Origin of the sequence: Rhizobium nepotum 39/7, from assembly GCF_000949865.1 — a bacterium.
GTDB classification, from domain to species: Bacteria; Pseudomonadota; Alphaproteobacteria; order Rhizobiales; family Rhizobiaceae; genus Agrobacterium; species Agrobacterium nepotum.
The window spans coordinates 153367-178382 of sequence record NZ_JWJH01000009.1 but is presented as its reverse complement, the minus strand read 5'-3'; the positions used below and the strand labels follow the sequence as shown (position 1 = coordinate 178382).

The window sequence follows — 25016 nt, the reverse complement described above, 5'->3', positions numbered from 1 at the left end:
CTGTTACAACGGAGGAGGAAAACATGAAAAAGATTGCAAGCATGATGTGCGTCGCGATGGGGATCGCGCTGTCAGGCGTTTCCGCCAGCGCGCAGGAAATTACCCTGCGCTCGGCAGACATCCATCCCGACGGTTATCCAACGGTCGAAGCCGTGAAATATATGGGCGAGCTTCTGTCGAAGCGCTCCAAGGGCCGCATCAAGGTGCAGGTCATGAACAATTCGGTTCTCGGCGGTGAGAAAGACACCATCGAGCAGACCCGCTTCGGCGTCATCGACATGAACCGCGTCAACGCCGCGCCCTTCAACAATCTGGTGAAGGAAACCACCGTTCTCGGTCTGCCTTTCCTGTTCCGTTCGACGGAACACATGCACAATACCGTTGACGGCCCGATCGGTGACGAGGTTCTCGCGGCCTTCGAACCGCATGGCCTTATCGGTCTTGCCTTTTACGATTCCGGCGCACGTTCGTTCTACACCACCAAAAAGCCTATCGAAAAACTGGCGGACCTGAAGGGTCTCAAAATCCGCGTACAGCAGTCGGATCTGTGGATTTCGATGATGCAGGCTTTTGGCGCGAACCCGACGCCGATGCCGATGGGCGAGGTCTATTCCTCACTTGAAACCGGTGTGGTCGACGGAGCGGAAAACAACTGGCCGTCCTACGAATCCGCCCGTCATTACGAAGTCGCGAAGAATTATTCGCTGACGGAACATTCCCTCAACCCGGAAATCCTCGTGATATCCAAGGTCTCCTGGGACAAGCTTTCGCCGGAAGACCAGAAGCTCGTGCGCCAGGCGGCGAAGGATTCCGTCGGCAAGATGCGCGAACTGTGGAGCGCCCGCGAAAAGGCATCGGAAGAAAAGGTACGCGCCGGTGGCGTCAATGTCATCAAGGTCGACAAGGAGGAATTCGCCGCCGCGATGGGTCCGGTCTACGACAAGTTCGTGACCGACCCGAAGATGAAGGACCTTCTGGAACGGGTAAAAGCGGTCAAGTGACATAGGGGAAACCGGCTCTGGCAACAGGGCCGTTTTTTTTGTCGTCATTTGGTCTGAAGTTGGAGGAGGAAGGCAAATGCGAAACTTCATGCGGGCGGTTCGCCCATTTCTCGGCGCTCTCAGCCACGCGTCGCTTTATATTGCCGGTATCGGCATGGTCGCCATGACCCTTATCGTCGGCTGGCAGGTGTTTGCCCGTTATATCCTGAATGATTCTCCCAGCTGGTCGGAGCCGCTGTCGCTTCACCTCATGTCATGGTTCATCATGCTGGGGGCGGCGGTGGGTGTGCGTGAAAGCGTGCATCTGGGGCTGGATATCCTGCGTTACATGATGCCGCCGCGCATCCAGAAGGGAATGGACCTTGCCAGCCTTGCCCTGATCTTTTTCTTCGGTGTTGGCATGGCATGGTATGGAACCTCGCTTTCCATGGGCACATGGACGGCGACGATCCCCGTTCTCGGCTGGCCGGGCGGCACGGACTTTTTCCCGCTGATAGGCGGCGGTTTTCTCATCGCGCTATTTGCGGCCGAACGTTTCATCGATCTCGCCCTCGGCGAGGAACCCGCGGCAGATGTGCTCGTGCAGGAGGCCGTGTAAATGGCTTATACCATCCTCTTCGGGGTCTTCACCCTGCTGATGCTGATCGGCACGCCGATCGCGTTTTGCCTCGGCATCGCCTCCTTCGTCACCGTTCTTTATCTCGGCCTGCCGCCCATCGTGGTGTTCCAGCAGATGAATTCCGGCATGAATGTGTTTGCGATGATGGCGATCCCGTTCTTCATCTTTGCCGGCGACCTCATGGTGCGCGGCGGCATCGCCCATCGGCTCATCCGTTTCGCGGCTGGACTGGTCGGCCATCTGCGCGGCGGCCTCGGCCAGGTCAATATCGTCGCCTCCACACTGTTCGGCGGTATTTCCGGCTCAGCCGTTGCCGATGCATCGGCCGTCGGCGGGCTGATGATCCCGCAAATGGCCCAGCGTGGTTATGACAGGGACTACGCCGTCAACGTCACGGTCAATGCAGCCATCATCGCGCTGATGATCCCGCCTTCGCATAACATGATCCTTTATTCGATCGCGGCGGGCGGCAATGTCTCGGTGGCCGATCTCTTCACCGCCGGCATCATTCCGGGCCTGCTGCTTGCCGCCGCCCTGATGGTCACCGCCTATATCGTCGCGCGGCGCAAGGGTTATCCCTCCGAGCCGTTCCCCGGCTTTTCCAAGCTGATGTATTATCTTCTGGCGTCGTTCCCAGGCATCCTGCTGATCGGCATCATCTTCGGCGGCGTGCGTTCGGGCATCTTCACCGCGACGGAAAGCTCCTGCATCGCGGTTCTATACGCCTTCCTCGTCGCCATGCTGGTCTATCGCGAACTCAACTGGAGCGGCTTCGTGGAAGCGGTGATGGGGGCGGTTCGGACGACGGCCATGGTTCTGCTGGTCATCGGCACGGCGGCGGCCTTCGGCTGGCTGATGGCGTTCCTGCAGGTGCAGACGCTGATGATTGCGGCAATCAGCGCGATTTCGGACAACCCGATCATCGTGCTTCTGGTCATCAACGTCATTCTGCTTCTGCTCGGCACCTTCATGGACATGGCGCCGATGGTCATTATCTCCACACCGGTGCTTCTGCCTGTCGTGAAGGCCTTCGGCATCGACCCGGTGCATTTCGGCGTCGTCATGATCCTCAATGCCGGTATCGGTCTCAACACGCCGCCGGTCGGAACGGTGCTCTTTGTCGGATGTGCGGTCGGCGGCATAACGATCAGGGAGGCGATGCGGACGATCTGGCCGTTCTTCGGGGCCAGTATCGCGGTGCTGCTCGCGGTCACCTATATTCCGTCACTTTCGTTGTGGTTGCCGTCACTCTTCCGGTAATCCTTCAATCATGCCAAAACAGGGCCTCGCTGTTCCAGCGGGGCCTTTTCGTTTTGAGGCTCAGTGGAGAGCAGCCTTTGCTGTTCGTGCTCATCGAAAGCCATGAGATTGCCATGCCGGCTTCGACGCACCTTGTTCATGTGGTCGCGCGGGCTCAAGCCCAGTGTGCGTTTGAACATGCGCGAGAAATAATAGGGATCGGCATAACCCACCTCCGCCGCCGCGGACGCGACTGAAAGGCCGGCCTCCAGAAAATGCATGGCCCGCTCCATGCGCTTGAACTCCTGATATTTTCTGGGTGTGCGTCCGACACGCTTCTGGAATTCGCGCAAAAAATAGTCGCGATTATAGGGGGCGGCGTCCGTGGCCCTTCCGGCAATTTCGGGATCGAGCGGATTTGCCGAAATCATCGTGATCGCTTTCATGACGGCAAGATCGAGGGCTTCCGCGCCCTCAGGCTGGAAGCTCGGGCGGTCGACCCAGCCCAGGAAGGCATCATCGATGAAGGCGATCAAAAGTACCATGAACAGGTGATGCTGGCCAAGCGTGACGGAGGAGGGCGGAGCGCTTTGCCGATAGTGGCGGACAAGCGGCTCCAGAAGCGGCCAGCGGCTCAGCCGCAGTTTCGGTTTCAGATCCATCTGCGCGATCAGGTTGTGGCGGCCGTAAATATCCAGCGTGAAATGTTGTGCGACACCTCGGTAGGTTGCTGCCTGTTCGTTCCAGCCGACGAAACGCTGGCCTCTGAAAATCAGCATGGCATCGCCCGGTTCCAGCACCCGCGCCTCGCCGTCCACAAGATAGTGCCCGCGTCCCTCGATGCAGATGACGAGGTCGTCCACCTGATTGGACTTGTCGATCTGCCAGGTGCGGGAATGCTCCATCTTGATCGTCGCGCGCGTCAGATTGAGCGTGAGCGCGGCAGGCGGAATGGATGACAGAATGCCATCTTCGATTTCATCCATCTTTTTCCTCGTCTTTGTTAATTCACCTTGGCGCGGAAATTTGGTTTTGTCACCCTATAGACCGCTTATGCGCGCCGTATCAATGAGGGAGGAGATCGGTCGCGGCAAATAAACTGCGCCACTATGCGCTTGCCGCGTGCCGTTCCAGGAGAACCACTTGCACGAAATTGTATTCTTGAATTCGCGTCTCGCCGAGGCGCGGGGAGGGACGTCATGAAATCTCAGCGCTTCCTGGGGCTGGGATATCTGACGCCCTACATTATCGGGCTTCTGGTTTTCACGGCGATCCCGTTTCTCGGTTCCCTCTATCTCAGCTTCACCCGTTACGACCTGATGAGCGATCCCATCTGGGCGGGACTGGCAAATTACGAGCGCCTGTTCACCCGCGACCGCACCTTCATGAAATCGCTGAACGTTACCCTGTTCTACGTGTTTCTGACCGTGCCGTTGAAGCTTGCCTTCGCGCTTTTCATTGCGGCAATACTCAATTACAAGCTGCAATTCATCAATTTCTTCCGCACCGCATTTTATGTGCCGTCCATCCTTGGTGGCTCCATCGCCATCGCGGTTCTGTGGCGTTACATCTTCGCAAGCGAGGGGCTGGCCAATATGGCGCTGGCTGCGATCGGATTGTCGCCGGTGGATTGGTTCGGCGATCCTGGCAACGCACTTTTCACCATCACGCTGCTGCGCTGCTGGCAGTTCGGTTCAGCCATGGTGATTTTTCTCGCCGCCCTGCAATCCATCGACAAGTCGCTCTTTGAGGCGGCCGCCATCGACGGTGCGGGCAAGATCAGGACGTTCTTTTTCATCACCCTGCCGCTCCTGACGCCGGTGATCTTCTTCAATCTCATCATGCAGATGGTGCAGGCGTTTCAGGAGTTCAACGGACCCTACATCATCACCCAGGGCGGCCCCTTGAAATCCACCTATCTGCTGCCTCTCTACATTTACGACGAGGCTTTCAAGAAGTTCAACATGGGTTATGCCTCTGCCATTGCCTGGGTTCTTTTCACCATCATCACCGTGCTGACCCTCGTGGCCTTCTGGTCCTCGAAGAAATGGGTCTATTACGCCGGCGACAAGCGGAACTGAGGTCATGACGGATATCGCTACCTTAAACGACATTCAGGCCGCCCGTCGGGCAAGGCTGAGGATGTTATCGACGTCGGTCCGCTACGTGCTGCTGTTTGCGGTCGGCTTCGTCATGCTCTATCCGCTGATCTGGCTGGTGGGCGCAAGTTTCAAGACGAATTCGGAAATCTTCTCCGGCGCCGGTTTCATCCCCGAAAATCCGACGCTTGACGGCTATGTCCGTGGCTGGCAGACGTCCACGCCCTATACTTTCGGCCGGTTTTTCTGGAACTCGTTCCTGATCATCCTGCCCAAGGTCATCGGCACGGCTATTTCCTGCACAATGGCAGCTTATGCCTTCGCGCGATTTGATTTTCCGCTGAAGAAAATCCTGTTCGGTTCGGTCATCGCCATCCTGCTTTTGCCGAATGTCGTCACCCGCATTCCGCAATATATCCTGTTCCGGGATCTCGGCTGGCTGGACAGTTTCCTGCCGCTCTGGGTACCTTCCGCACTCGCCGGCGATGCGTTCTTCGTCTTCATGCTGGTGCAGTTCCTGCGCTCGCTGCCCTCGGACATGGAGGAAGCCGCCCGCGTGGATGGCGCCAACAGCCTGCAGACGCTGGTCTACATCGTCGTGCCTATGCTGGCGCCGGCTCTGATTTCGGTCTGCCTGTTCCAGTTCATGTGGACGATGAATGATTTTCTCGGTCCGCTGATCTACCTGTCCTCGGTCGACAAATATCCGGTGAGCCTTGCGCTCAAACTCTCCATCGACACCACCGAAGCCTTTGAATGGAACCGCATCCTGGCGATGTCGGTGCTGACGATCACGCCTGCGCTGATCGTCTTCTTCGCGGCGCAACGGTATTTCATTGAAGGGATCTCGTCTGGCGGGGTCAAGGGCTGAAAAATGGCAAGCGTTCAACTTAAAAACCTTGAGAAGATTTACGGCGGCAGCTTCAAGGCCGTGCATGGCATCGACCTCGAAATCGAGGACGGCGAGTTCATGGTATTCGTCGGCCCGTCCGGCTGTGCCAAATCCACGACGCTACGCATGGTGGCGGGTCTTGAGGAAATCACCGGTGGCGAAATCCTCATCGGCGACCAGCGTGTGAATGACCTACCGCCTGGCAAGCGCTCCATCGCCATGGTGTTTCAGAACTATGCACTTTATCCGCATATGAAGGTGCGCGGCAATCTGGCTTTCGGTCTGAAAATCGCCGGTGTCGCCAAGCCCGAAATCGCGAAGGCAATCGACAATGTCGCCCGCATTCTGGAAATCGAACCGCTGCTGGACCGGTTGCCGAAGCAGCTTTCCGGCGGGCAGGCGCAGCGTGTGGCCCTCGGCCGCGCGCTTATCAAGAAACCCGGCGTATTCCTGTTCGACGAGCCGCTTTCCAATCTCGACGCCAAGCTGCGTGCCTCCATGCGGGTACGCATCACCGATCTACATCGGCAGCTGAAGGCGGAAGGCCTGTCTTCAACCGTCATCTATGTGACGCACGACCAGACGGAAGCCATGACCATGGGCGATCGCATCTGCGTCATGCAGGCCGGGCGTATCATGCAGGTCGCGACGCCGAAGGAGCTTTATAACCGCCCCGCCAATCTGTTCGTGGCCGGTTTCATTGGCATGCCGGAAATGAACCTGGTGGATGTCTCCATCGACGGAGCCGAGTTTGTCATCGACGGGCAGCGTCTTCCGATTGGTGACCATCTGGAAAGGCGTCTCATCGTCAAGCCGGAAGAGGCCGTCATCGGCATCCGCCCGCAGCATCTCTCGCTGGCGGGCGACACGGATGGCCCGGCGTTGCAGGCGAAGCTGACCAATGCGGAATTCATGGGGCACGAGGTCTATCTGCATGCCGATCTTGGTGGCCAGAAACTGGTGAGCGTGGTCGGGGCGGCCGAATTCGAGGCGCTCGGTCGCGACGGCAATCTTCGCCTGCGGCCCGATCCTGAAAAGCTGCATATTTTCGACAGGGCCGATGGCCGCAACGTCTCGCTGTGAGGAGGGGACCAGTGCGGTTGATTTTTCGAGGAGGAGAAGAGCAATGAAAACAATGACAAGAACGATGGCGATGCTGGCAGGTGCCGCTTATGCCGCAATGGCGATGGCCCCGGCGGCTGCCGCCGCTGAACTGCGTATGTCCTGGTGGGGTGGCGAAAGCCGCCACGTCGCCACACAGAAGGCGATTGCCGCGTGCGGCGAAAAATATGGTCACACCGTCAAGGGTGAGTTCACCGGTTTCGACGGATATCTGGAAAAGCTCACCACGCAGATGGCGGGCAAGACGGAGGCCGATATCGTTCAGGTGAACTGGCCATGGCTGCCACTGTTTTCCAAAAACGGTGAGGGGTTTGCGGATCTGCGTCAGCTGAAGCCGCTGGACCTTTCCCAATGGGCGGCGTCCGATCTTGACGCGGGCTCCATGAACGGCGTGTTGCAGGGATTATCGGTCTCGACGACCGGTCGCGTCTTTTTCTTCAACGCCACGACCTTTGAAAAGGCGGGCGTCGAAATCCCCGAGACGTGGGATGAGTTCTTCGCGGCAACCAAAATCATCAAGGAAAAGCTCGGCAAGGACCACTATACTTTCAATGCGGTGAAAGAGACCGCCCAGCTTCTCGTGACGCTCGCCGTCGTGCAGAAGACCGGCAAGGACCTGGTCGACCCGAAGACCAACCGTGTCGCCTGGACGCCCGAGGAACTGGCAGGAGGTATTTCATTCGTCGGAAAACTCGTCGAGACCGGCTCCATTCGCTCCCAGAAAGAGGAAGCGGCCGATGGCAACGTCAATCTTTATGAAAAGCCGTCCTGGTCTGAAGGCCGCATCGCCGGCTCCTATGAATGGGATTCGACCTATTCGAAATATGCAGATCCACTGAAGGAAGGCCAGGTCCTAAAACCGGTGCCGATGCTGAAGCTCGCCGACGCCGTGACCGAAGGCGTCTATCGCAAACCCTCCATGGTATTTTCGATTTCAAAGAATTCGAAGAACCCGGAAGCGGCCGCGCAAATCCTGAACTGCCTGCTGAACGAGCCGGAAGGTATCGATGCGCTCGGCACGTCGCGCGGGTTGCCTGCGTCCAAGGCTGCGGCGACGCGTCTCGGAAACAAGGGCGAGCCGGAAGTGCGCGCCGCCAATGCCATTGTCATGGCGGCGTCGGGGCCGGTGGTTTCGCCCTTCAACGAACACCCGGAAATTCGCTCTGGCTTCATCGATACGCTGGAGGAATATGCCTATGGCCAGCTGAGCGCTGACGAGGCGGCCGAGCAGATCATCGATTCCACCAACGATGTCCTGGCCAAGTTCGATTGATGACCAAAGCCCGCCGCAGTGGTGCGGCGGGCCTTTTATCCGGTTGCCGGATGACAGGAAGCACGTCCGCCGATGGGTGACACCGGATAGCGCACAAGGCGAGAAGAGAGCATGAACCGACCCTTTATCATCGCGCGTTCGGCGCGGATGGCAGCGCTTTGCCTTGCAGCACCCGGTGCGCGGTATCATCTGCCATCGCAGACGGCATGGCGTCTGTCTTCAAAGGATGGCGATGAGCAGCGCGGAGAAACCGCCGCTGTCCTCACGCTGCTGCACGATCTCCGCCCGGATACGCACTATATGTTCGAAGCGGATCGGTTCGGAAGCGTGAACTTCAAGACCGCGCCCTGCACCGGACTTGTCGAGGCGGCGGCGTTTTCCCTGATGCCGGATGTTGCGCTCGATGATGAAGAGGGCGCACGCGCCAATGCACAGGCGCTGGAAAGGGCCGTTGCCGCTGTGCCGCAGGGTGGCGCGTTGCACCTTCCCGCCGGCCTCTGGACCGCTTTTCCGATGCGGCTGAAAAGTGCGATGACGCTCCATCTTGCGGAGGGAGCCGTGCTGCGCGCACCCTCTACCCGCAGGGGCTGGCCGAGAATGCCCGCCCGGGATGGGGCCGGTCGCATGCTCGGCAGTTGGGAAGGACTGCCGGATGCCTGTTTCGCCGCGCCCGTTCACGCCATAGGCGCGGATAATCTCGTGATCGAGGGCAGGGGCGTCCTGGATGGATCCGGCGACAGGGGCGACTGGTGGAACTGGCCGAAGGAAACGCGCGATGGCGCCCGCCGTCCACGCGGCCTCCACCTCGTTTCCTGCCGTGACGTCACGCTTCTGGGCTTTACCATCCGCAACGCGCCGTCATGGACGATCCACCCACAGGGTTGCGACAATCTGACGGCGGCCGGTCTTGCCATCATCGCCCCGCATGACAGTCCGAACACAGATGGCTTCAATCCTGAAAGTTGCCGCAACGTGACGATAACCGGTGTGCGTTTTTCGGTGGGTGATGATTGCATCGCGGTGAAGGCGGGAAAACGCGGACCGAATGGTGAGGACGACCATCTGGCGGAAACGCGCGGCGTCCGCGTGCGCCATTGCCTGATGGAGCGCGGCCACGGTGGTTTGGTCATCGGTTCGGAAATGTCGGGCGGTGTGCATGATGTGACGGTCGAGAATTGCGAGATGATCGGCACGGATCGCGGCCTGCGTCTGAAGACGCGGCGCGGGCGCGGCGGTTACGTCACTAACATCGCCATGCGGAGAGTATTGCTGAATGGCGTGCAGACAGCGCTTTCCGCCAATGCCCACTACCATTGCGATGCCGACGGGCATGACGAATGGGTGCAATCGCGAAACCCGGCTCCAGCCGACAAGGGCACACCTTTCATCGACGGAATTACCGTGGAAGATGTCGAAATCCGCAATCTGGCCCATGCTGCCGGCGCCTTTCTCGGTCTTCCCGAAGCCCCTATCCGCAACATCGCCATTCGCAATCTCACCATCGTTTCACACGATCCCTCGGCCGTCGCCACGCCGCCGATCATGGCGGACCGGGTGCGGCCCATGCTGCATGAGACGATCGTTTTTGAACAGGCGGAAATCGTCTGCGACAATCCCGCCTTGCTGAGCGGCGCTTCCGTTTCCATTTCATCAGACCTCGATTGAGAAAATCCATGAAACCAACTGATTATTTTGATCAATTCTCCAGCCGTTACAGGCATTATAAGGGCGGAAGCTGGTGTTATGAGGATGGTTGCGTATATCGGGGTCTGCAACATCTGTTCCAGGCGACCGGTGACAGGCGCTGGAACGATCATGTCCATCGCCTGGCCGATGTACAGATAGCGCCGGATGGGACGCTCGCCGGTTATGATCCGCAGGAATATAACATCGATCACATCCTCGCCGGCCGCATTCTCTTTCCGTTGACGGTGGAAATGGGCGATCCGCGTTATCTCGCCGCGGCGGGACATCTGGCGGGTCAACTCCGCACTCATCCGCGTATTGCTTCTGGAAATTACTGGCACAAGAAGCGTTATTCCCATCAGGTCTGGCTGGATGGGCTTTATATGGGCCTGCCCTTCCAGATCGAATATGCGCAGGCGACCGGCCAAACTGATTTGATCGACGACGCGCTGCGACAATTTTCGACAGCACTGGCCCTGACGGCAGATGTCGGCGGGCTCTATGTCCATGGTTATGACGACAGCCGCAGCCAGCGCTGGGCCGATCCCTTGACCGGCCAGTCGCCGGCCATCTGGGCGCGCGCTGTCGGCTGGCTGGCCATGGCGCTGGTCGATGCGCTGGTCGTCTTGCCGGATGACGGCGCGACAGCACCGCTTCGGGAACGCGCACGTCTGCTTCTGGCCGGTATCGTCGCGCGGCAGACGGAAACCGGCCTTTGGATGCAGGTACTCGACAATCCGACGCTTGCCGGCAACTACGAGGAAACTTCCGCTTCGGCCATGTTCGCTTATGCCTTACTGCGCGCGGCCCGGCTGGGGCTTTTGCAGGACGAGGAGGCAAATGCTGCCATTTCGGCGGGTCGCCGCGCGCTGGAGGCACTTCTTGAAACACGGCTCAAGGTCGACGAAAAAGGCGTCACCCGCCTTACCGGCATCGTCCATGTCGCCGGGCTCGGTGGCTTCGAGGGCAATTATCGTGACGGCTCGCCGGAATATTACCTGACCGAGCCGGTGGTGTCCGACGACGCAAAGGGGGTTGGGCCGCTGATGATGGCCTATGCCGAATATCTTTGTCTTGAATGACCGCTGCTGGGCAGAGGCGGAAATACTGTTCCGCCCCTTTTGGGTCGGCGAGCCTTCCGGGTCGTTAATCCCGCCGTTGCTGCCTACGCCTTGTTCTTTTCGATGAAGCGGATCGCGTCGCCGACGGTCAGGATGGTGTTTGCGGCGGAATCTGGAATTTCCACTCCGAACTCTTCCTCGATTTCCATGACGACCTGAACGACCTCGAGGGAATCGGCACCGAGATCGTCAACAAAATTGGCGTCGTCGACAACCGCGGCCGGATCTGTCCCCAGCTGGTCTACGATGATTTTTTTGATACGGTCTGCGATGGTGGACATGGTGGGACTCCGCGAAAGTTGCTTGCCGCCGAGCCGCCGGATTGAATTTGCGCCCAGGGCAGATACGAAAACCGAAACCGGTTTTCGCAAGGGATGATACGCAGAGTCAAAAGGCCAAAGCATCGATGACATCCGGACGTAGCACGCCTTTGACGGCTGCGAAAGAGTAGCGGCCATGGGTAAATGCCCATAAGAATGCGGGGTGTGTATGGCGCTAAACAGTTTGTGACTGGAAGCGATGAACCACTGCGCGGTAAACTTGTTTTTGTGGAGTGAATATAATCCAGTCTCGTCGAGCATTAAACCCCATGGTCCAGTCGCCCCCGGAACGCTTCATATTGCTCGATGGCATAAGGGGCGTGGCCGCGCTCTTCATCGTCCATCGCCATGCCGAGCAGCTCTTCGGGAAAAGCGCTGCTTCGAGTTATCTCGCCGTGGATCTGTTCTTCGCCTTGAGCGGTTTCGTGCTGGCGCACGCCTACAGTGCGAAACTGCGTGAGGGGGCGATCACATCAGGCTTTTTCATGAAAGCGCGCCTTGCGCGTCTTTATCCGCTCTATGTGCTGGGGCTGGCGTTGATGGCGGCCTATTTCCTCTGCCTCTATGTGTTGGGCCTGCCAACACCGATTGACGATCTTCATCGTCTTGTCGACCCCGGTGAGCTTGCGATCGCGTTGCTGACCGGGCTTCTTTTCGTCCCGGCACCCTTCACGCTCACATTGAACGGCGCGTTGTTTCTCGTCAGCCCGGCATGGTCGCTTTTCAACGAACTGGTCGTGAATGCGGTTTACGCCCGCTGGGGCGTGCGGGCGACAACGAAACAGACGATCGCGGTGCTGGCCGTCAGCGCCGGTGTGCTCGCGGTGGCGGCCGCCGAGTTCGGCAGGTTGCATGCGGGTTTTCGCTGGCACGAAATGTATGCCGGCATGGGAAGGGTGTTCTTCTCGTTTTTCGCCGGCGTGCTGATTTACCGTTTCCGCAACCGCGTGCCGGTATTGAGGCCCATCCGTGCGGCACTCTGTCTTCTGTTGGTCTGCTTCATTCTCGCCGTTCCGGTTTCGCGTGAACTTCGACCGTTTTTCGATCTTGCCGTCGTCCTGCTCGTCTGGCCGCTGCTGCTGTTCGCGGCCAGCAATACGGTTCCGGGCCGCAGGGTCGGAATGTTGTCGGCGTTTCTCGGCACGGCTTCCTACGCTGTCTATGTGCTGCATATTCCGCTGCTGGCCTGGACGGAGTTTCTGATTCCGGCTGTGGATAGAGAGAACGTCGCCTTGCCGGCGGGCGTCGTTTTCCTGATCGGAACGACGTGGCTGTCATGGTACCTGACTGTCCACTACGATCAGCCAGTCCAGAAATGGCTGAAAGACCGTCTGAAAAAACGGGCGGAAATCAGACAGCCGGTGTGATTGGACCGTCGCTGCGGAACGTCAGTAATGAGCGAAAATCGGAGCCGTCAGCACGAAGGCCGCGACGATGCTGATGATCGTGAATTTCGCCGCACGCATGCGGCGCATTCTGCGGCCGCTCCAGTCATACGTCATACTCACCCTCCACGCAGACGCAAACTCTTGGACATGATGTCCAACCAATTCAGTGTCTTCTTATATATCCCATTTGCCAAGCCGTTATTTTTACCAGTGATTTTGGTGGTATGGCCCCGCAGCAGCAGCGCTTCAGGGAAAAAGCCGAATGAGTTGATTGTCTTTCAGCTTCAGGCGGCTTGCTTCGTCGGAAGAAATGCAATGCTCTATGTTCTTGCGCAGGTCGTCGGGAACGGTCGGGCCGCCGGCCTTCAAAAGCTTGTCGCTCATCGAAAACAGAATACCGAACTGGGCCTCGCATTCGGATGACGTCATCAGGAGCGGCAGCGACGCGACCGTATTTGCTGTAAAAGCGCTATCCGCCGTATCGTACATGGTGACGAGGTACCAGGTCAGAAACAGTCCCATCCAGAGGCCGGTGCTGACCATGATATATTCGCGCATCTGTGCTCTCCCTCAATGGCGGTAAAGCAGTGGCAGGCCCTGGATCGCGTATCGGGGGAGCGGCTTCCACGGCGTGCCGTGATCGTGCTTCTGCACGCCGAACAGGAAACGCATTTCGGTCGTGAGTTTCGTCGGGTCGGTCAACCCTTCCAGATACAATTCTATTACCTTGCGGGCAGCTCTGTTGTGCAGCTTCTTGTCGCGATCCTCAGTACGGTGATTAAAACCCACGCTCTCGAGAACGGCCTGGAGCATTTTGAGATCTTGAGAGGAGATTAAAAAATTGTTGGATGCGGAAGACATGAAGTCCTCCTTTCTTGCTGGTTCAGAAAGCCAAAGCCTCGCGCGCTCCTTTTAAAGGTTGCACGGGGACGCTCCAACGCTTTGAAACGATATGCCGGGCGGTCGATGGACCTGCCGGTTTCGGGCAGACGCCTTCATGCGTGCCCCGGTAAATTCCAGAAGCCGCCCTGTCGATTGAAGGCATGTGCAAGCGGGGCTAGAGACGGCAGACAAGCCTGACAGCGGCAGCGCCCTTTAATTACCGATGGGGAAGCGTGCGCTCTTTGCGCGAAATAGGCAAGCTAATTCCACTGCTCATGGTGAGTATGTGACCGGTACGGCACCAACACCAAAGGGTGGTTGCAGACAACAAAAAAGGCCGGGGCAATATTGCACCGACCTTCCTCATATCGCTCTTAACACCAGTGCCAGTACATCCGTGGTCAAAAGTCTGAAGCGACTAAAACAACTGCGAACGACATTTTTGCGCTCACCAGCAGCTGCTACATGAGCTATATAGAGAGGCAATGTGGCCAAAACAAGTCCGGGTTCTGAAGAGTTGCTTTATTCGTCACGATCCCGAGTTTCGGACCGCCATTATTCTATTTCTTTTTGCCGTCAGCCGTCGTGGAGTTTGCGAACTTGACCTGGGTACCGACGGGCGGTGCGTCCGGAGTTTTCGTCTTGTCCTTCTTAGGTTTGCGGATTTCCTTGTTGCTGCGTACTTGACCCTTGGCCATGGTGTCCTCCTGATATTAACTGATGTCGGTGGTGTGGTCCGGTGCATGATCGCCCGCCGCAGACCGCTGCGGGAAGCGGTTTCATCGTCAGGGTAAAGGCGGTCCGGCCAGCGGATGTTTCCCGAAGGGAAGGGTCCCTTGGGAAAGGCGAATACGCCCTGCGGGGACGCTTCGCGCAAAGTCTGCCTGGAGGCCAAAGTCCGGAAAGGCCGCAAAGCCGATGGGCGCGCCGCGATCCAGGCGCATAGCCGTTTCTTCGGCTGCATTCAGAAGAAAACGAAGCGAGACGTTTTCCCGATAACCCGCACCGCCGGTGCGGACGAGATTGCGTGAAAGGCTTGATGAATAAAAATCGGAAGACATCTCGTCCTCCTTTCGTTTGGGGGCGAGGACACTCTGCCCTCAATCATCAGTGCACTTCAGCCAAGGTGCCGACAGGCGAAGCGTGCGCCTGTTGCGTATAAGGTTCAAGAAGTTTTTCGGGGTGGTGGCATCAAAAGGCCCACCCGGGCTATTTCTTCCCGGATGGCCTTTTGGTGCGGGTGGGCGCGGGGACGACGATTGCCGCCTCCTGGGCTTCACGAAGCTGGCGAAGCCGTTCCGTCTTCTTGGCGCGCTGGTCGGATTCGGCAGTTATGATCTGCTTCGCCGCCTTGTCCGTCAGAGATGCCTTGTCCTGCGAGGATAATTTTCCAGGTTTGAAAAAAGCCTCTTTTGTCGCGGTCATGACATTCTCCTTCACGGATGCGCCAGATTGACGGTTATCGAGCGCGGGCAACCTTTTTAGGAGCGGGAAGCAATCCTTCGCGCTGCAATTTTTTCTTCGCCATCTTGCGGTGGCGGCGCACGGCTTCCGCTTCTTCACGGATGCGCTTTTCCGACGGCTTTTCATAAGATTCCCGCGCGCGCATCTCGCGGAAGATACCCTCGCGCTGCATCCTCTTTTTCAAGACGCGGAGGGCTTGCTCAACATTGTTATCCCTGACGAGTACCTGCAACATATCTCCTTAACGCAGCCATGCTGCTATTTTCTGATTTTGATCGTATTCGAATTGATCCAGCTCGTTCCCGCATCGCGCGAGGACGAACCTTCGACTTCCACGGGTCGCGACGACGATGACGCTGCCACATCGATTTCATCGAGCGCTATATTGCGTTCGAAGTTCTCGTGCTGGAAACGCACCCTGTAGCGAACCGCGCCTTGTGTCTCGGGCAGTGCCGATACGACCCGGCCGGGACCTTTGGGCTGATCGCCCTTAAGTACACCCGGTTTAAGAAAGATCGCATCGCCGGAACGATAAAGATTTTTGCGCATGAGAGCCTCCCCATGGCCAAAAAAACAAAAGGCCGGGCTTTAACCCGACCTCTCACAATCACTCAGCTCCGCTACCCAGTACATCCGTGGTCGGCGGGGCAAATGACAAATCAAGCTGCGCGGAGATTGTCAGCGGAGCTTTTGCCGGACTTGCGGTCCTGCACGATGTCGTAGGTGATCTTCTGGCCGTCGTTCAGCGAACGCAGACCTGCGCGCTCAACAGCAGAGATGTGAACGAAAACGTCCGTGCCGCCGTTGTCAGGCTGAATGAAGCCGAAGCCCTTGGTGGCGTTAAACCACTTTACAGTACCAGTGTTCATAACGATTTCCTTTCGTAGTAATCGTTGTGGTTCCCGCGATACCTTGCGGGATTAGATCGATTATTTGAGAGGAAATCCGACGGGAACGTAGAGTCCCAGGAGCGACGTCACAAGCAATTGTCGATTTGCAGAATATAGACTCAATTTTTGATTTTGCAATGGGCCAACCGGAAAAATGCACCGCCCTGTGATCGCCTGCGCCGGACAGGCCTTTTTTTGGCCGTCAGGGCGAGATTTCGGCTTTTTTTGCCCCTGTTCATGCCGTGCGCCACCCATTTGCAGAAACGATCGGGCCTGTGGCGATGATGATAAGCGGAACGTTATCCGTTCCTTGGCGACAATTGCGGCATGCGGCCTCGCTGTCCAGGGGCCGCATGCCCGGCTGTCTAGAGGGGCAGGGATTTCACCGTTGCCATGCCGCCTTCGCGGGCGCTTTTCAGCGCAGCAACACCACAGAGAACCGACATGGCACCGGCGCGCGAACCCGCCCGCTGCCGCAGCCGGTCGTTCGAGCCGGGCTTGAAGATCATGTCGCGCATGCGATTGTCGCCGCCGTAATGGCCGCCCGGCTCATGTGGCACCCAGATACGCTCGACGCCGCCACCGAAACTTTTCACCAGCAGGATTTCGTCGGCGGGCGGCTCCGTCCAGGGCTGCTTTTCATATTGGCGCATCTCGATGCGGCCCTTATGGCCGTTAAAGGCGATGTGGTGTCCCTCGATCGGCATATAGGTATTGAGGGAATAGGAGACCTGTACGCCGCTCGCATAACGGATCGAGGCGCTCATCGTATCGGGAATGTCGATCTCCTCGCGGAAGACGCAGGCGTCGCGCATATAACCGTCCACAGCCGAAGGGTCCTCGTAAAGCGCATCGAGGAAGGGATCGGCACCGAGATCCATGAAATAGTCGCACTCGCTTTTGTGCGGACAGGTGCGACAGCGCGTTCCCCGAAACGGCCCGTTCTTGCCATAATGCAGTAATTGTCCGAAGCCCTTCACTTCCACCGGATCGGAATCGAGATACCAGTTCAGAAGATCGAAGTGGTGCGTGGCCTTGTGCACGAAGAGGCTGCCCGAATGTTCGGTGAAGGCATGCCAGCGGCGGAAGTAATCCGCGCCGTGCTGGTTATCGAGGTACCAGTGGAAATCGACCGAGGTAACGGTGCCGATCGCGCCGTCATCGATCAGTTCCTTGATGCGCGCGGCCGTCGGCGAAAAACGGTAGTTGAAGGAAACGTCGACGCGGCGGCCGCTTTTGGCCTCCGCCGCGCGGATGCGGTCGATCTTTTCCGGGGTGGTGGTCATGGGTTTTTCGCTGATGACATCCGCTCCGCCTTCAAGGGCGCGAATGATGATGTCGTCATGGGTGTCGTCAGGCGTGCAGACGATCACCAGTTCCGGGCGCTGCTCGGTCATCATCCGGTCGAAATCGTCGTAAAGCGGTGCGCTCGATCCCATCATGGCGCGGGCCCGTTCGGCGCGCATCAGGTTCAGGTCGCAAATGCCGACCAGTTCGACATAGTCGCTCCACCCGGCCAGAAGCTCGCGTCCCCACATGGTGGTGCCGCGATTGCCGGTGCCGACCAGCGCATAACGTTTGCGTTTCACCTTTTCAGGCATTTCCTCTCTCCCGGACATTATCAACAAATAGTCTTGAAGCGCTCCACCACGGTGGACAGAACCTCGTCCATCGGGCGCGCCTGCCAGCGATGCGAAAAAATCTCGACTTCCTGCGGGCCGTGGAAGCCGGAGGCCTCGATCATGGCGCGAAACGCCTTCAGGTCAATCACGCCGTCGCCCATCATGCCGCGATCGTTGAGCGGATCGGTCGTGGGCACCAGCCAGTCGCAGATATGATGCGCCAGAATCTGCCCGTTCTTTCCGGCGCGCGCCACCTGTTCCTCCAGCTCCGGGTCCCACCAGACGTGATAGACGTCGATGGCCACGCCGGTTCCGGCTCCCAGCCGGTCGCAGAGATCGAGCGATTGCTTCAGCGTGTTGAAACAGGCCCGGTCGGCGGCATAAAAAGGATGCAGCGGCTCGATGGCGAGCGGCACGCCGGCGGCTCTGGCATAGGGAAGAAGTTCGGCCATGCCGTCCTCCACCATCTGTCTCGCACCTTTGAGATCGCGCGAGCCGGCGGCCAGGCCGCCGACGACCAGCACAAGGCAATCGGCCTTCATGGCAGCGGCTTCATCCACGGCGCGTTTATTGTCCTCGATGGCGCGGCGGCGGCCTTCCGCATCGGGGGCGGTAAAAAAGCCGCCACGGCAGAGGCCGCTGAGGCGGAGGCCGTTCCGTTCGACGATGCGGGTGGCCTCGGTAAGGCCGGTGCCGTGCACCTGATCGCGCCAGGGCGAGATGGTGGTGATACCTTGCGCAAGACAGGCATCGACGATCGCGCCGAACGAACCGCCCTGCCGCACGGTCGCGAAATTGATGGAAAGGCCTTCAAGGCTCATATCATTATCTCCCCTTTTTCTGTCCGCAACCGGCGCGGCCATCTCAATCGATGCCCCGGACCGCGAGAAACGCCTTCATGCGGTGCGTGGCGAGATCCGGTTCGGCAAGCACATTGGCCTTGTCCGCCAGCCGGAAAAGCTCGGCGAAATGCTGCGTGGAGCGGGCGCTTTCCTGCCCGCCGACCATGGTGAAATGGTCCTGCAGGCCGTTGAGATAGGCGAGGAACACGACGCCGGTCTTGTAGAAGCGGGTCGGCGCCTTGAAGATATGGCGCGAAAGCGCCACCGTCGGTTCCAGAATGTCGAAGAATTCATTGTCCGCGCCGCGCTTCAGGCTGGCGAGTGCCTTGGATGCCGCTGGCGCAATGGCATCGAAAATGCCCAGCAACGCGTCCGAATGACCTTTTTCGTCGCCGGCGATCAGTTCGGCATAGTTGAAATCATCGCCGGTATACATGCGCACGCCGGCAGGCAGGCGGCGGCGCATGACGATTTCCTTTTCCTTGGAGAGAAGCGAAATCTTGATGCCGTCTATCTTGTCGGCATTCTCCTCGATCATTGCAAGGCAGGTTTCCATTGCCTCCATGTGGTCGCGAGACCCCCAATAACCCTCAAGCGCCGGGTCGAACATTTCGCCCAGCCAGTGGATCACCACCTTGTTCTCGGCACGGGAAAGAACCTTGGCATAGGCGCGCAGATAGTCATTCGGGGAGTGGGCGGTAGCGGCCAGCGCGCGGCTCGCCATCAGGATTACACGTCCGCCCTGTCCCTGAACAAAATCAATCTGTTCGAGGTAAGAGTCAATAATCTGGTTCAGCTCATAACTGCCGCTATCAAGATGATCAGTGCCGACGCCGCAGGCAATCAGCGCATCCTTGCGGGTGGCCGCTTCCTTCAGCGAACGGGACATCAGTTCCTGCGCCTGCGGCCAAGCCAGCCCCATGCCGCGCTGGGCCGTATCCATGGCCTCGGCGACACCAAGGCCGAGGTCCCACAGGCGGTGACGGAAGCGCAAGGTGGCGTCCCAGTCGATGGCGGGCGTCAGCCACGGGTCGTTGTCGGCAAGGGGATCGGCCACCACATGGGCGGCGGCGAAAGCGATGCGGTTGAAATCGGCCGCACTTCGTTTTTCAACGGCGACCGGCGTGCCTGATAGACTGTAGACCTCGATGCTGCGGTCGTCTTTCGGAAGCTTGAGTTCGCTCACCATCGCCTCCTCAGGAAATGGCCGGAACGTCGAGCCAGCGGCGCTCCTTCCAGGATTTCAGACCCAGTTCGGCAAGCTGCACACCCTTCACGCCCTCCATCAGCCCGTAGGGCCATGGCTCGTTGTCGACGAGGTGGCGCACGAACATTTCCCATTGCACCTTGAAGCCGTTGTCATAGGTGACGTTGTCAGGCACTTCCTGCCAGGTCTTGTAGAAATCGATCGTCTGCGGCTGGTCCGGGTTCCACACCGGTTTCGGCGTGTTGGTGCGGTGCTGGGTCCAGCATTTGGTCAACCCCGCCACCGCCGAACCATGTGTGCCATCCACCTGGAAAGTCACGAGGTCGTCGCGGCGCACGCGCACTGCCCATGAGGAGTTGATGTGGGCGATGGCGCCGCCTTCCAGCTCGAAGGTGGCATAGGCCGCATCGTCCGCATCCGCCACATAAGCCCGGCCCTGTTCGTCGAAACGCTCCGGAATATGGGTGGCGCCGAGGCAGCTCACCGACTTTACCGGTCCGAACAGATTGTCGAGCACGTAGCGCCAATGGCACAGCATATCGAGAATGATGCCGCCGCCATCCTTCAGGCGGTAATTCCAGGAAGGCCGTTGCGCCGGCTGCCAGTCGCCCTCGAAAACCCAGTAACCGAACTCGCCGCGCACTGAGAGGATCTTGCCGAAAAAGCCGCTGTCGCGCAGCATTGCCAGCTTGCGAAGGCCGGGCAGGAACAGCTTGTCCTGCACGACGCCGTGTTTGATACCGGCGCTTTCGGCCAACCGCGCAATCGCCAGCGCCTCTTCCATCGTGTCGGAAATCGGTTTTTCGCAATAGACGTTCTTGCCCGCCTTGATGGCTTTCTCAAGCAGGCTGCCGCGCATCTGCGTAGTGCCGGCATCGAAGAACAGCGTATCATCCGGGTTCGCAAGGGCGGCGTCGATGTCGGTCGTCCAGCGCGCAACATCGTGCTTCTTGGCAATTTCCTCGATTTTCGCACCATTGCGGCCGACCAGAATGGGGTCGAGCATAACCCTTTCGCCGTTCTTCAGAAGCACGCCGCCCTGATCGCGAATAGCGAGAACGGAGCGTACGAGATGCTGGTTGTAACCCATGCGGCCGGTGATGCCGTGCATGATGACGCCGATACGTTTCATGAATTTCCTCCCAAGGCGGCCCTTTCCCGTAAGGCCGCTTCCGTCAAACACGGCAATTTGTAACCATTTGGTTATTTGTGACCGTGAAGGACGCGATCTGTCAAGGTGTTTTTGGCAGGAAAAATACATGTCATGACGGCGGACGAAATCACAGCTTCGTGCCGCATCGCAAAACGAAACGGCGCGCTTCGCGGATGCGAATGGCGCGCCGTCGCTGTTGTTAAAGGGGAATTCGGTTTTTGCGGCTCAGACCGGCCGCACTGCAGCAAGCAGGGTGTCGACGATGTGCTGTCCCCAGCGTTCCAGTTCTGCAGGATCGGTCAGATCGCGCTGGAAGATCGTCGAGAGCGTGAACCGGTTCGACAGATAGAATGCGCCGAGCGAGGCAATCGTCAGATAGATGTCGATAGGATCGAGGCCATCGCGGAATTCTCCGGTGTCGCGGCCGCGCCGCAGCACGTCTTCCAGCTCGGAAATGAAGTTCGAATGCATCGCCGCGATCGTCGCCGATTGCCTGAGATAACGGGCTTTATTAAGGTTTTCGGTGGCCAGGATGCTTAGGAATTCCGGATGGTCGAGAAAATAATGCCAGGTGAAAAGCGCAAGTTCCCTCAAGCCCTCCGAAGGCGCCTTGCGGGCGAGGTCCAGCCGCCTTTCGGTGTGTCGGATATGGCGATAGGCGTCTTCCAGCACGGCGAGATAAAGCGCATCCTTGTCGCCGAAATAATGGTAGATCATCCGTTTGTTGGTGCCGGCACGCCGCGCCACGACGTCGATTCTCGCGCCCGCCAGCCCCTTGGCGGCCACCTCGCGACGGGCGGCTTCGAGAATGGCTGCCCGCGTTCTTTCCGGGTTTCGCACCTGTGCCGTTCCGCGTTTGCGCTTGGGGGCAGGCGTTTCCTCAAGAGCCGGATCGGGCTGATGGTTTTTCGTCGTTTCTTCCATTTCAGCACCCGCTTGACAATGTTTGCGATCAGTGTTCCCATGTAACCAATTAGTTATAAAACGGCAATAGTCGTTTACGCTCATCATCAATTTGGCAGTCAACAGGGAGGAGTTGCCAATGTCCGTGATGCTTCACAGGAGAAGTGTGCTTTCAGCGGGCCTTGCGGCCCTTTCACTTGCAACATTGGGGGGTGGTTCGGCGCAGGCTCAGGCCGCGCGGCTGCGTATGTTGTGGTGGGGGTCGCAGGAGCGTGCGGATCGCACCAACAAGGCGATATCAGCCTATAAGCAGGTCAAACCGGATCTCGACATCGCCGGGGAATTCGCCGGCTGGAGCGATTATTGGCCGCGTCTTGCCACGCAGGTGGCGGGCCGCAATGCGCCTGATCTGATCCAGATGGATTATCGCTATATCTTCGAATATGGCCGGCGCGGCGCGCTTGCGCCCCTCGACGATTATGTCGGCAAGGGCCTGAAGATCGAAGATTTCGGCAAGATGAACATCGATTCCGGCCGGGTCGACGGCAAGCTTTACGGCATCAATCTCGGGGTCAATTCAAGTGCTGTCTTCTTCGACAAGGCGGCCTGGGAAAAATCCGGCGCGACGCCGCCGTCGATCGGGCAGACCTGGGAAGAATTTGCCGAAAACGCCGCCAAGCTCAGCAAGAACAAGCCGAAGCCCGGCTATTACGCGACAGCCGATGCCAGCGGCGTGGAACCGAGCTTCGAGAACTGGCTGCGCCAGAACGGCAAATCGCTTTATACGCAGGATGGCGGCATCGGTTTCGATCCTGCCGACGCGACCAGGTGGTTCACCATGTGGGCGGATCTGCGCAAGAGCGGCGCCTGCGTGCCAGCCGATATTCAGGCGCTGGACCAGTTGAACATCGAAACCAATGCGTTGACTACGGGCAAGGCGGCAACCGCATTTGCCCATTCCAACCAGTTCGTCGGTTATCAGGCGCTCAACAAAGCCAAACTGGCGATAACCTCCTATCCCAGGAGCGCCAAGGACGGCCCTTCCGGCCATTACCTGAAACCCTCGATGCTCATCAGTGTCGCCAATGGCAGCGCCGGCATCGAGCAGGCGATCGGCTTCATCAACTTTCTCGTCGCTGAACCGCAGGGCATCGATATTCTCGGTGTGGAACGTGGCGTTCCGGCATCGGAATCCATGCGCAACGCGCTGACCCCCAAGCTCGACGAGGTCAGCAAGAGCATGGTGCAATATATTGCCGAGATTACCCCCGGTGTCGGTGATCTGCCGCCGGCACCGCCTCCGGGTGCTGGCGAATTCGCCTTCGTCCTGAAACGCACGGCGGAAGAGATCGGCTTCGGCAAGGTTTCGCCGGCAGAGGGCGGCGACCGGCTCGTCAAGGAATCCGAAACCGTTATCAAGCGGAAGTGATGGCATATGGCCTTTCGATCTGAAACTCTCGTGGAGGAGAGCCGTGGCGCGGCTCTCCCGAGGCGGGCAGGCGTGAAGCGGATTTTTGACCGCAACATCCACGCCTACCTGTTTCTGCTACCCTGGCTGATCGGCTTTTTCGGCCTCACCCTCGGCCCGGCGCTGGTGTCGCTTTATCTGTCGTTCACCAATTATGACTTGCTTCAGTCTCCGGACTGGGTGGGGGGCGCCAATTATGTGCGCATCGCCACCGCAGATCCCAAATTCGCCGCCGCCATGCAGGTCACCTTCACTTATGTGCTGCTGTCGGTGCCGCTGAAGCTGATCTTTGCACTGCTGGTAGCGCTCGCCTTCAATCGTGGCATAAAGGGCCTGACGCTTTACCGGGCGATCTTCTACCTGCCGTCGCTGCTCGGCTCCAGCGTGGCGATCGCCGTTCTCTGGCGTCAGCTTTTCGCCTCCGATGGCCTCGTCAACATGATCCTGTGGCAAGCATTCGGCTACGAAGGCCCGAGCTGGATTTCCAATCCGGATTATTCGATCTACACCCTGGTCATTCTGTCCGTCTGGCAGTTCGGTTCACCGATGATCATCTTCCTCGCAGGGCTCCGGCAAATCCCGCAGGATATGTACGAGGCCGCCGATATCGACGGTGCGAGCAAGGTACGGCAGTTCTTCCGCATTACCCTCCCGCTTCTGACGCCGGTCATCTTCTTCAACGCGGTGATCCAGACGATCGACGCCTTCAAGGCCTTCACGCCTGCCTTCATCATCTCCGAAGGCACTGGCGGGCCGATCAATTCGACGCTGTTCTACACGCTTTATCTCTACCAGGAAGCCTTCGGTTTCTTCCGCATGGGATATGCCTCGGCACTTGCCTGGATTCTTGTGATCATCATCGCGCTGTTCACGGCCTTCTCGTTCCTCAGCGCGAAATACTGGGTGCATTACGATGACTGACGCTGTTACCGCTCCCCGGCCGGGACAAGGCCCGCAACGTTCGCCACTGATGTCGGTGTTGCTGCACACGGCTTTGATCATCGCCTCCTTTGCGATGCTTTATCCGATCCTATGGATGATCTCGGGTTCGTTCCGCCCGCAGGACGAGCTGTTCGGCTCTTCCTCGCTCATTCCCTCGTCGGTCGATTTCGGCGGCTATATCCGTGGCTGGACCGGGCTTCAGGTAAGCTTCGGACAGTTCTTCTGGAACTCGTTCTTCATCTCGGTACTCGCCACCATCGGTAATGTGGTCGGCTGTTCGCTTGCCGCCTTCGCTTTCGCCCGGCTGCGGTTCGGCGGGCGCAATTTCTGGTTCGCGCTGATGCTCGGCACGTTGATGCTGCCCTATCATGTGGTGCTCATCCCGCAATATATCCTGTTTCTGGAAATGGGCTGGGTGAATACCTCACTGCCGCTGATCGTGCCGAAGTATCTCGCGACGGACGCCTTCTTCATCTTCCTCATGGTGCAGTTCTTCCGGGGTATTCCGCGCGAACTGGACGAGGCGGCGGTGATGGACGGCTGCTCGCCCTTCCGCATCTACTGGAAGATCATGCTGCCGCTGTCTTTGCCGGTTCTGGCCACGGCCGCCATCTTTTCCTTCATCTGGACGTGGGACGACTTCTTCGGCCCGCTGATCTATCTGAACGACATCAATACCTACACCGTACAGCTCGGCCTCAGATCCTTCGTGGATTCCACCGGCAGCTCGGACTGGACCTCGCTTTTCGCCATGTCCAACCTGTCGCTGGTGCCGGTCTTCCTGTTCTTCCTGTTTTTCCAGCGGCTGTTGATCGAAGGCATCGCCACGACAGGAATGAAACGCTGAGCGGAAGCCGGATCGAGAACGAATTTTAGCATCAAC

General features: G+C 58.6%; 28 protein-coding genes. 13 read left to right on the top strand and 15 right to left on the bottom strand.

Annotation, left to right across the window (positions count from 1 at the left end; genetic code table 11):
* The first annotated feature begins 23 nt into the window (after positions 1-23).
* The 3 genes from RS75_RS11700 (at position 24) to RS75_RS11690 (ending at position 2880) form a co-directional block, all read left to right on the top strand.
* Positions 24-1001 carry a TRAP transporter substrate-binding protein gene (locus RS75_RS11700; RefSeq protein WP_045020520.1) on the top strand — a complete coding sequence of 326 codons (978 nt, stop codon included), beginning with the start codon at positions 24-26 and terminating at the stop codon, positions 999-1001.
* A 76-nt stretch (positions 1002-1077) separates the two neighbouring features.
* A complete protein-coding gene (locus RS75_RS11695) occupies positions 1078-1599 on the top strand; it encodes a TRAP transporter small permease (protein WP_045020518.1) in 522 nt (173 codons plus the stop codon).
* Complete coding sequence (locus tag RS75_RS11690; protein ID WP_045020516.1) at positions 1600-2880, top strand: TRAP transporter large permease; 1281 nt, start codon at positions 1600-1602, stop codon at positions 2878-2880. It begins immediately after the preceding gene.
* Between the two features lie 8 nt (positions 2881-2888).
* On the opposite strand, the gene RS75_RS11685 is transcribed toward RS75_RS11690, so the two are convergent.
* On the bottom strand, positions 2889-3845 hold the full coding sequence (locus RS75_RS11685; RefSeq protein WP_045020514.1) for a helix-turn-helix domain-containing protein: 957 nt from the start codon (positions 3843-3845) through the stop codon (positions 2889-2891).
* A 213-nt stretch (positions 3846-4058) separates the two neighbouring features.
* Between RS75_RS11685 and RS75_RS11680 the strand changes: the two genes are divergently transcribed.
* From RS75_RS11680 to RS75_RS11655, 6 genes are all read left to right on the top strand, one after another.
* Complete coding sequence (locus RS75_RS11680; RefSeq protein WP_045020511.1) at positions 4059-4940, top strand: carbohydrate ABC transporter permease; 882 nt, start codon at positions 4059-4061, stop codon at positions 4938-4940.
* Between the two features lie 4 nt (positions 4941-4944).
* The gene (locus tag RS75_RS11675; protein WP_045020508.1) at positions 4945-5829 is read left to right on the top strand and encodes a carbohydrate ABC transporter permease; all 885 of its coding nucleotides are present in this window, start codon (positions 4945-4947) and stop codon (positions 5827-5829) included.
* A gap of 3 nt (positions 5830-5832) precedes the next feature.
* Positions 5833-6933: an ABC transporter ATP-binding protein gene (locus RS75_RS11670; protein ID WP_045020506.1), complete on the top strand. Its 1101-nt coding sequence runs from the start codon at positions 5833-5835 to the stop codon at positions 6931-6933.
* A 43-nt stretch (positions 6934-6976) separates the two neighbouring features.
* On the top strand, positions 6977-8245 hold the full coding sequence (locus RS75_RS11665; protein WP_045020504.1) for an ABC transporter substrate-binding protein: 1269 nt from the start codon (positions 6977-6979) through the stop codon (positions 8243-8245).
* Positions 8246-8356: 111 nt separating this feature from the next.
* The gene (pglA, locus tag RS75_RS11660) at positions 8357-9910 is read left to right on the top strand and encodes a polygalacturonase PglA (protein ID WP_084686791.1); all 1554 of its coding nucleotides are present in this window, start codon (positions 8357-8359) and stop codon (positions 9908-9910) included.
* Between the two features lie 8 nt (positions 9911-9918).
* Positions 9919-11013, top strand: coding sequence for a glycoside hydrolase family 88/105 protein (locus tag RS75_RS11655; RefSeq protein WP_045020502.1), 1095 nt, complete (start codon positions 9919-9921; stop codon positions 11011-11013).
* Between the two features lie 83 nt (positions 11014-11096).
* Here RS75_RS11655 and RS75_RS11650 read toward each other — a convergent pair whose 3' ends face one another.
* Positions 11097-11333 (bottom strand): acyl carrier protein, encoded by a 237-nt coding sequence (locus RS75_RS11650; protein ID WP_045020597.1) that lies wholly within the window; start codon positions 11331-11333, stop codon positions 11097-11099.
* 308 nt (positions 11334-11641) lie between these two features.
* On the opposite strand from RS75_RS11650, the gene RS75_RS11645 reads away from it, so the two are divergent.
* Positions 11642-12739: an acyltransferase family protein gene (locus tag RS75_RS11645; RefSeq protein WP_045020500.1), complete on the top strand. Its 1098-nt coding sequence runs from the start codon at positions 11642-11644 to the stop codon at positions 12737-12739.
* A gap of 267 nt (positions 12740-13006) precedes the next feature.
* Here the strand turns inward: RS75_RS11645 and RS75_RS11640 are convergent, their stop codons facing one another.
* The 13 genes from RS75_RS11640 to RS75_RS11585 all read right to left on the bottom strand — a co-directional run bounded on the left by RS75_RS11640 (position 13007) and on the right by RS75_RS11585 (position 21744).
* A complete protein-coding gene (locus RS75_RS11640) occupies positions 13007-13318 on the bottom strand; it encodes a hypothetical protein (RefSeq protein WP_045020498.1) in 312 nt (103 codons plus the stop codon).
* A 12-nt stretch (positions 13319-13330) separates the two neighbouring features.
* Positions 13331-13621, bottom strand: coding sequence for a hypothetical protein (locus RS75_RS11635; protein WP_045020495.1), 291 nt, complete (start codon positions 13619-13621; stop codon positions 13331-13333).
* 581 nt (positions 13622-14202) lie between these two features.
* Positions 14203-14340 (bottom strand): hypothetical protein, encoded by a 138-nt coding sequence (locus tag RS75_RS26880; RefSeq protein WP_167341582.1) that lies wholly within the window; start codon positions 14338-14340, stop codon positions 14203-14205.
* An 87-nt stretch (positions 14341-14427) separates the two neighbouring features.
* Positions 14428-14703, bottom strand: coding sequence for a hypothetical protein (locus RS75_RS11630; protein WP_045020487.1), 276 nt, complete (start codon positions 14701-14703; stop codon positions 14428-14430).
* A 148-nt stretch (positions 14704-14851) separates the two neighbouring features.
* Positions 14852-15067 carry a hypothetical protein gene (locus RS75_RS11625; protein WP_045020486.1) on the bottom strand — a complete coding sequence of 72 codons (216 nt, stop codon included), beginning with the start codon at positions 15065-15067 and terminating at the stop codon, positions 14852-14854.
* A gap of 34 nt (positions 15068-15101) precedes the next feature.
* Entirely contained in the window at positions 15102-15338 is a 237-nt protein-coding gene (rpsU, locus tag RS75_RS11620; protein ID WP_003517876.1) for a 30S ribosomal protein S21, read from the bottom strand.
* Positions 15339-15364: 26 nt separating this feature from the next.
* The gene (locus tag RS75_RS11615; protein ID WP_045020485.1) at positions 15365-15655 is read right to left on the bottom strand and encodes a hypothetical protein; all 291 of its coding nucleotides are present in this window, start codon (positions 15653-15655) and stop codon (positions 15365-15367) included.
* Between the two features lie 110 nt (positions 15656-15765).
* On the bottom strand, positions 15766-15975 hold the full coding sequence (locus tag RS75_RS11610) for a cold-shock protein (protein ID WP_003517872.1): 210 nt from the start codon (positions 15973-15975) through the stop codon (positions 15766-15768).
* A gap of 386 nt (positions 15976-16361) precedes the next feature.
* On the bottom strand, positions 16362-17597 hold the full coding sequence (locus tag RS75_RS11605) for a Gfo/Idh/MocA family protein (RefSeq protein ID WP_045020483.1): 1236 nt from the start codon (positions 17595-17597) through the stop codon (positions 16362-16364).
* 20 nt (positions 17598-17617) lie between these two features.
* A complete protein-coding gene (locus tag RS75_RS11600; RefSeq protein WP_045020595.1) occupies positions 17618-18439 on the bottom strand; it encodes a sugar phosphate isomerase/epimerase family protein in 822 nt (273 codons plus the stop codon).
* A 43-nt stretch (positions 18440-18482) separates the two neighbouring features.
* Complete coding sequence (locus RS75_RS11595; RefSeq protein WP_045020593.1) at positions 18483-19646, bottom strand: dihydrodipicolinate synthase family protein; 1164 nt, start codon at positions 19644-19646, stop codon at positions 18483-18485.
* 10 nt (positions 19647-19656) lie between these two features.
* Positions 19657-20799 (bottom strand): Gfo/Idh/MocA family protein, encoded by a 1143-nt coding sequence (locus RS75_RS11590; RefSeq protein WP_045020481.1) that lies wholly within the window; start codon positions 20797-20799, stop codon positions 19657-19659.
* 246 nt (positions 20800-21045) lie between these two features.
* Positions 21046-21744, bottom strand: coding sequence for a TetR/AcrR family transcriptional regulator (locus RS75_RS11585; RefSeq protein ID WP_045020480.1), 699 nt, complete (start codon positions 21742-21744; stop codon positions 21046-21048).
* A 118-nt stretch (positions 21745-21862) separates the two neighbouring features.
* On the opposite strand from RS75_RS11585, the gene RS75_RS11580 reads away from it, so the two are divergent.
* The 3 genes from RS75_RS11580 to RS75_RS11570 are packed head-to-tail and all read left to right on the top strand — an operon-like array spanning position 21863 to position 24980.
* Positions 21863-23152: an ABC transporter substrate-binding protein gene (locus RS75_RS11580; RefSeq protein WP_045020478.1), complete on the top strand. Its 1290-nt coding sequence runs from the start codon at positions 21863-21865 to the stop codon at positions 23150-23152.
* A 6-nt stretch (positions 23153-23158) separates the two neighbouring features.
* Positions 23159-24112, top strand: a complete 954-nt coding sequence (locus RS75_RS11575) for a carbohydrate ABC transporter permease (protein ID WP_045020476.1) — start codon at positions 23159-23161, stop codon at positions 24110-24112.
* Positions 24105-24980 carry a carbohydrate ABC transporter permease gene (locus RS75_RS11570; protein WP_045020474.1) on the top strand — a complete coding sequence of 292 codons (876 nt, stop codon included), beginning with the start codon at positions 24105-24107 and terminating at the stop codon, positions 24978-24980. Before RS75_RS11575 ends, RS75_RS11570 begins: the two co-directional genes overlap by 8 nt.
* Positions 24981-25016: the final 36 nt, after the last annotated feature.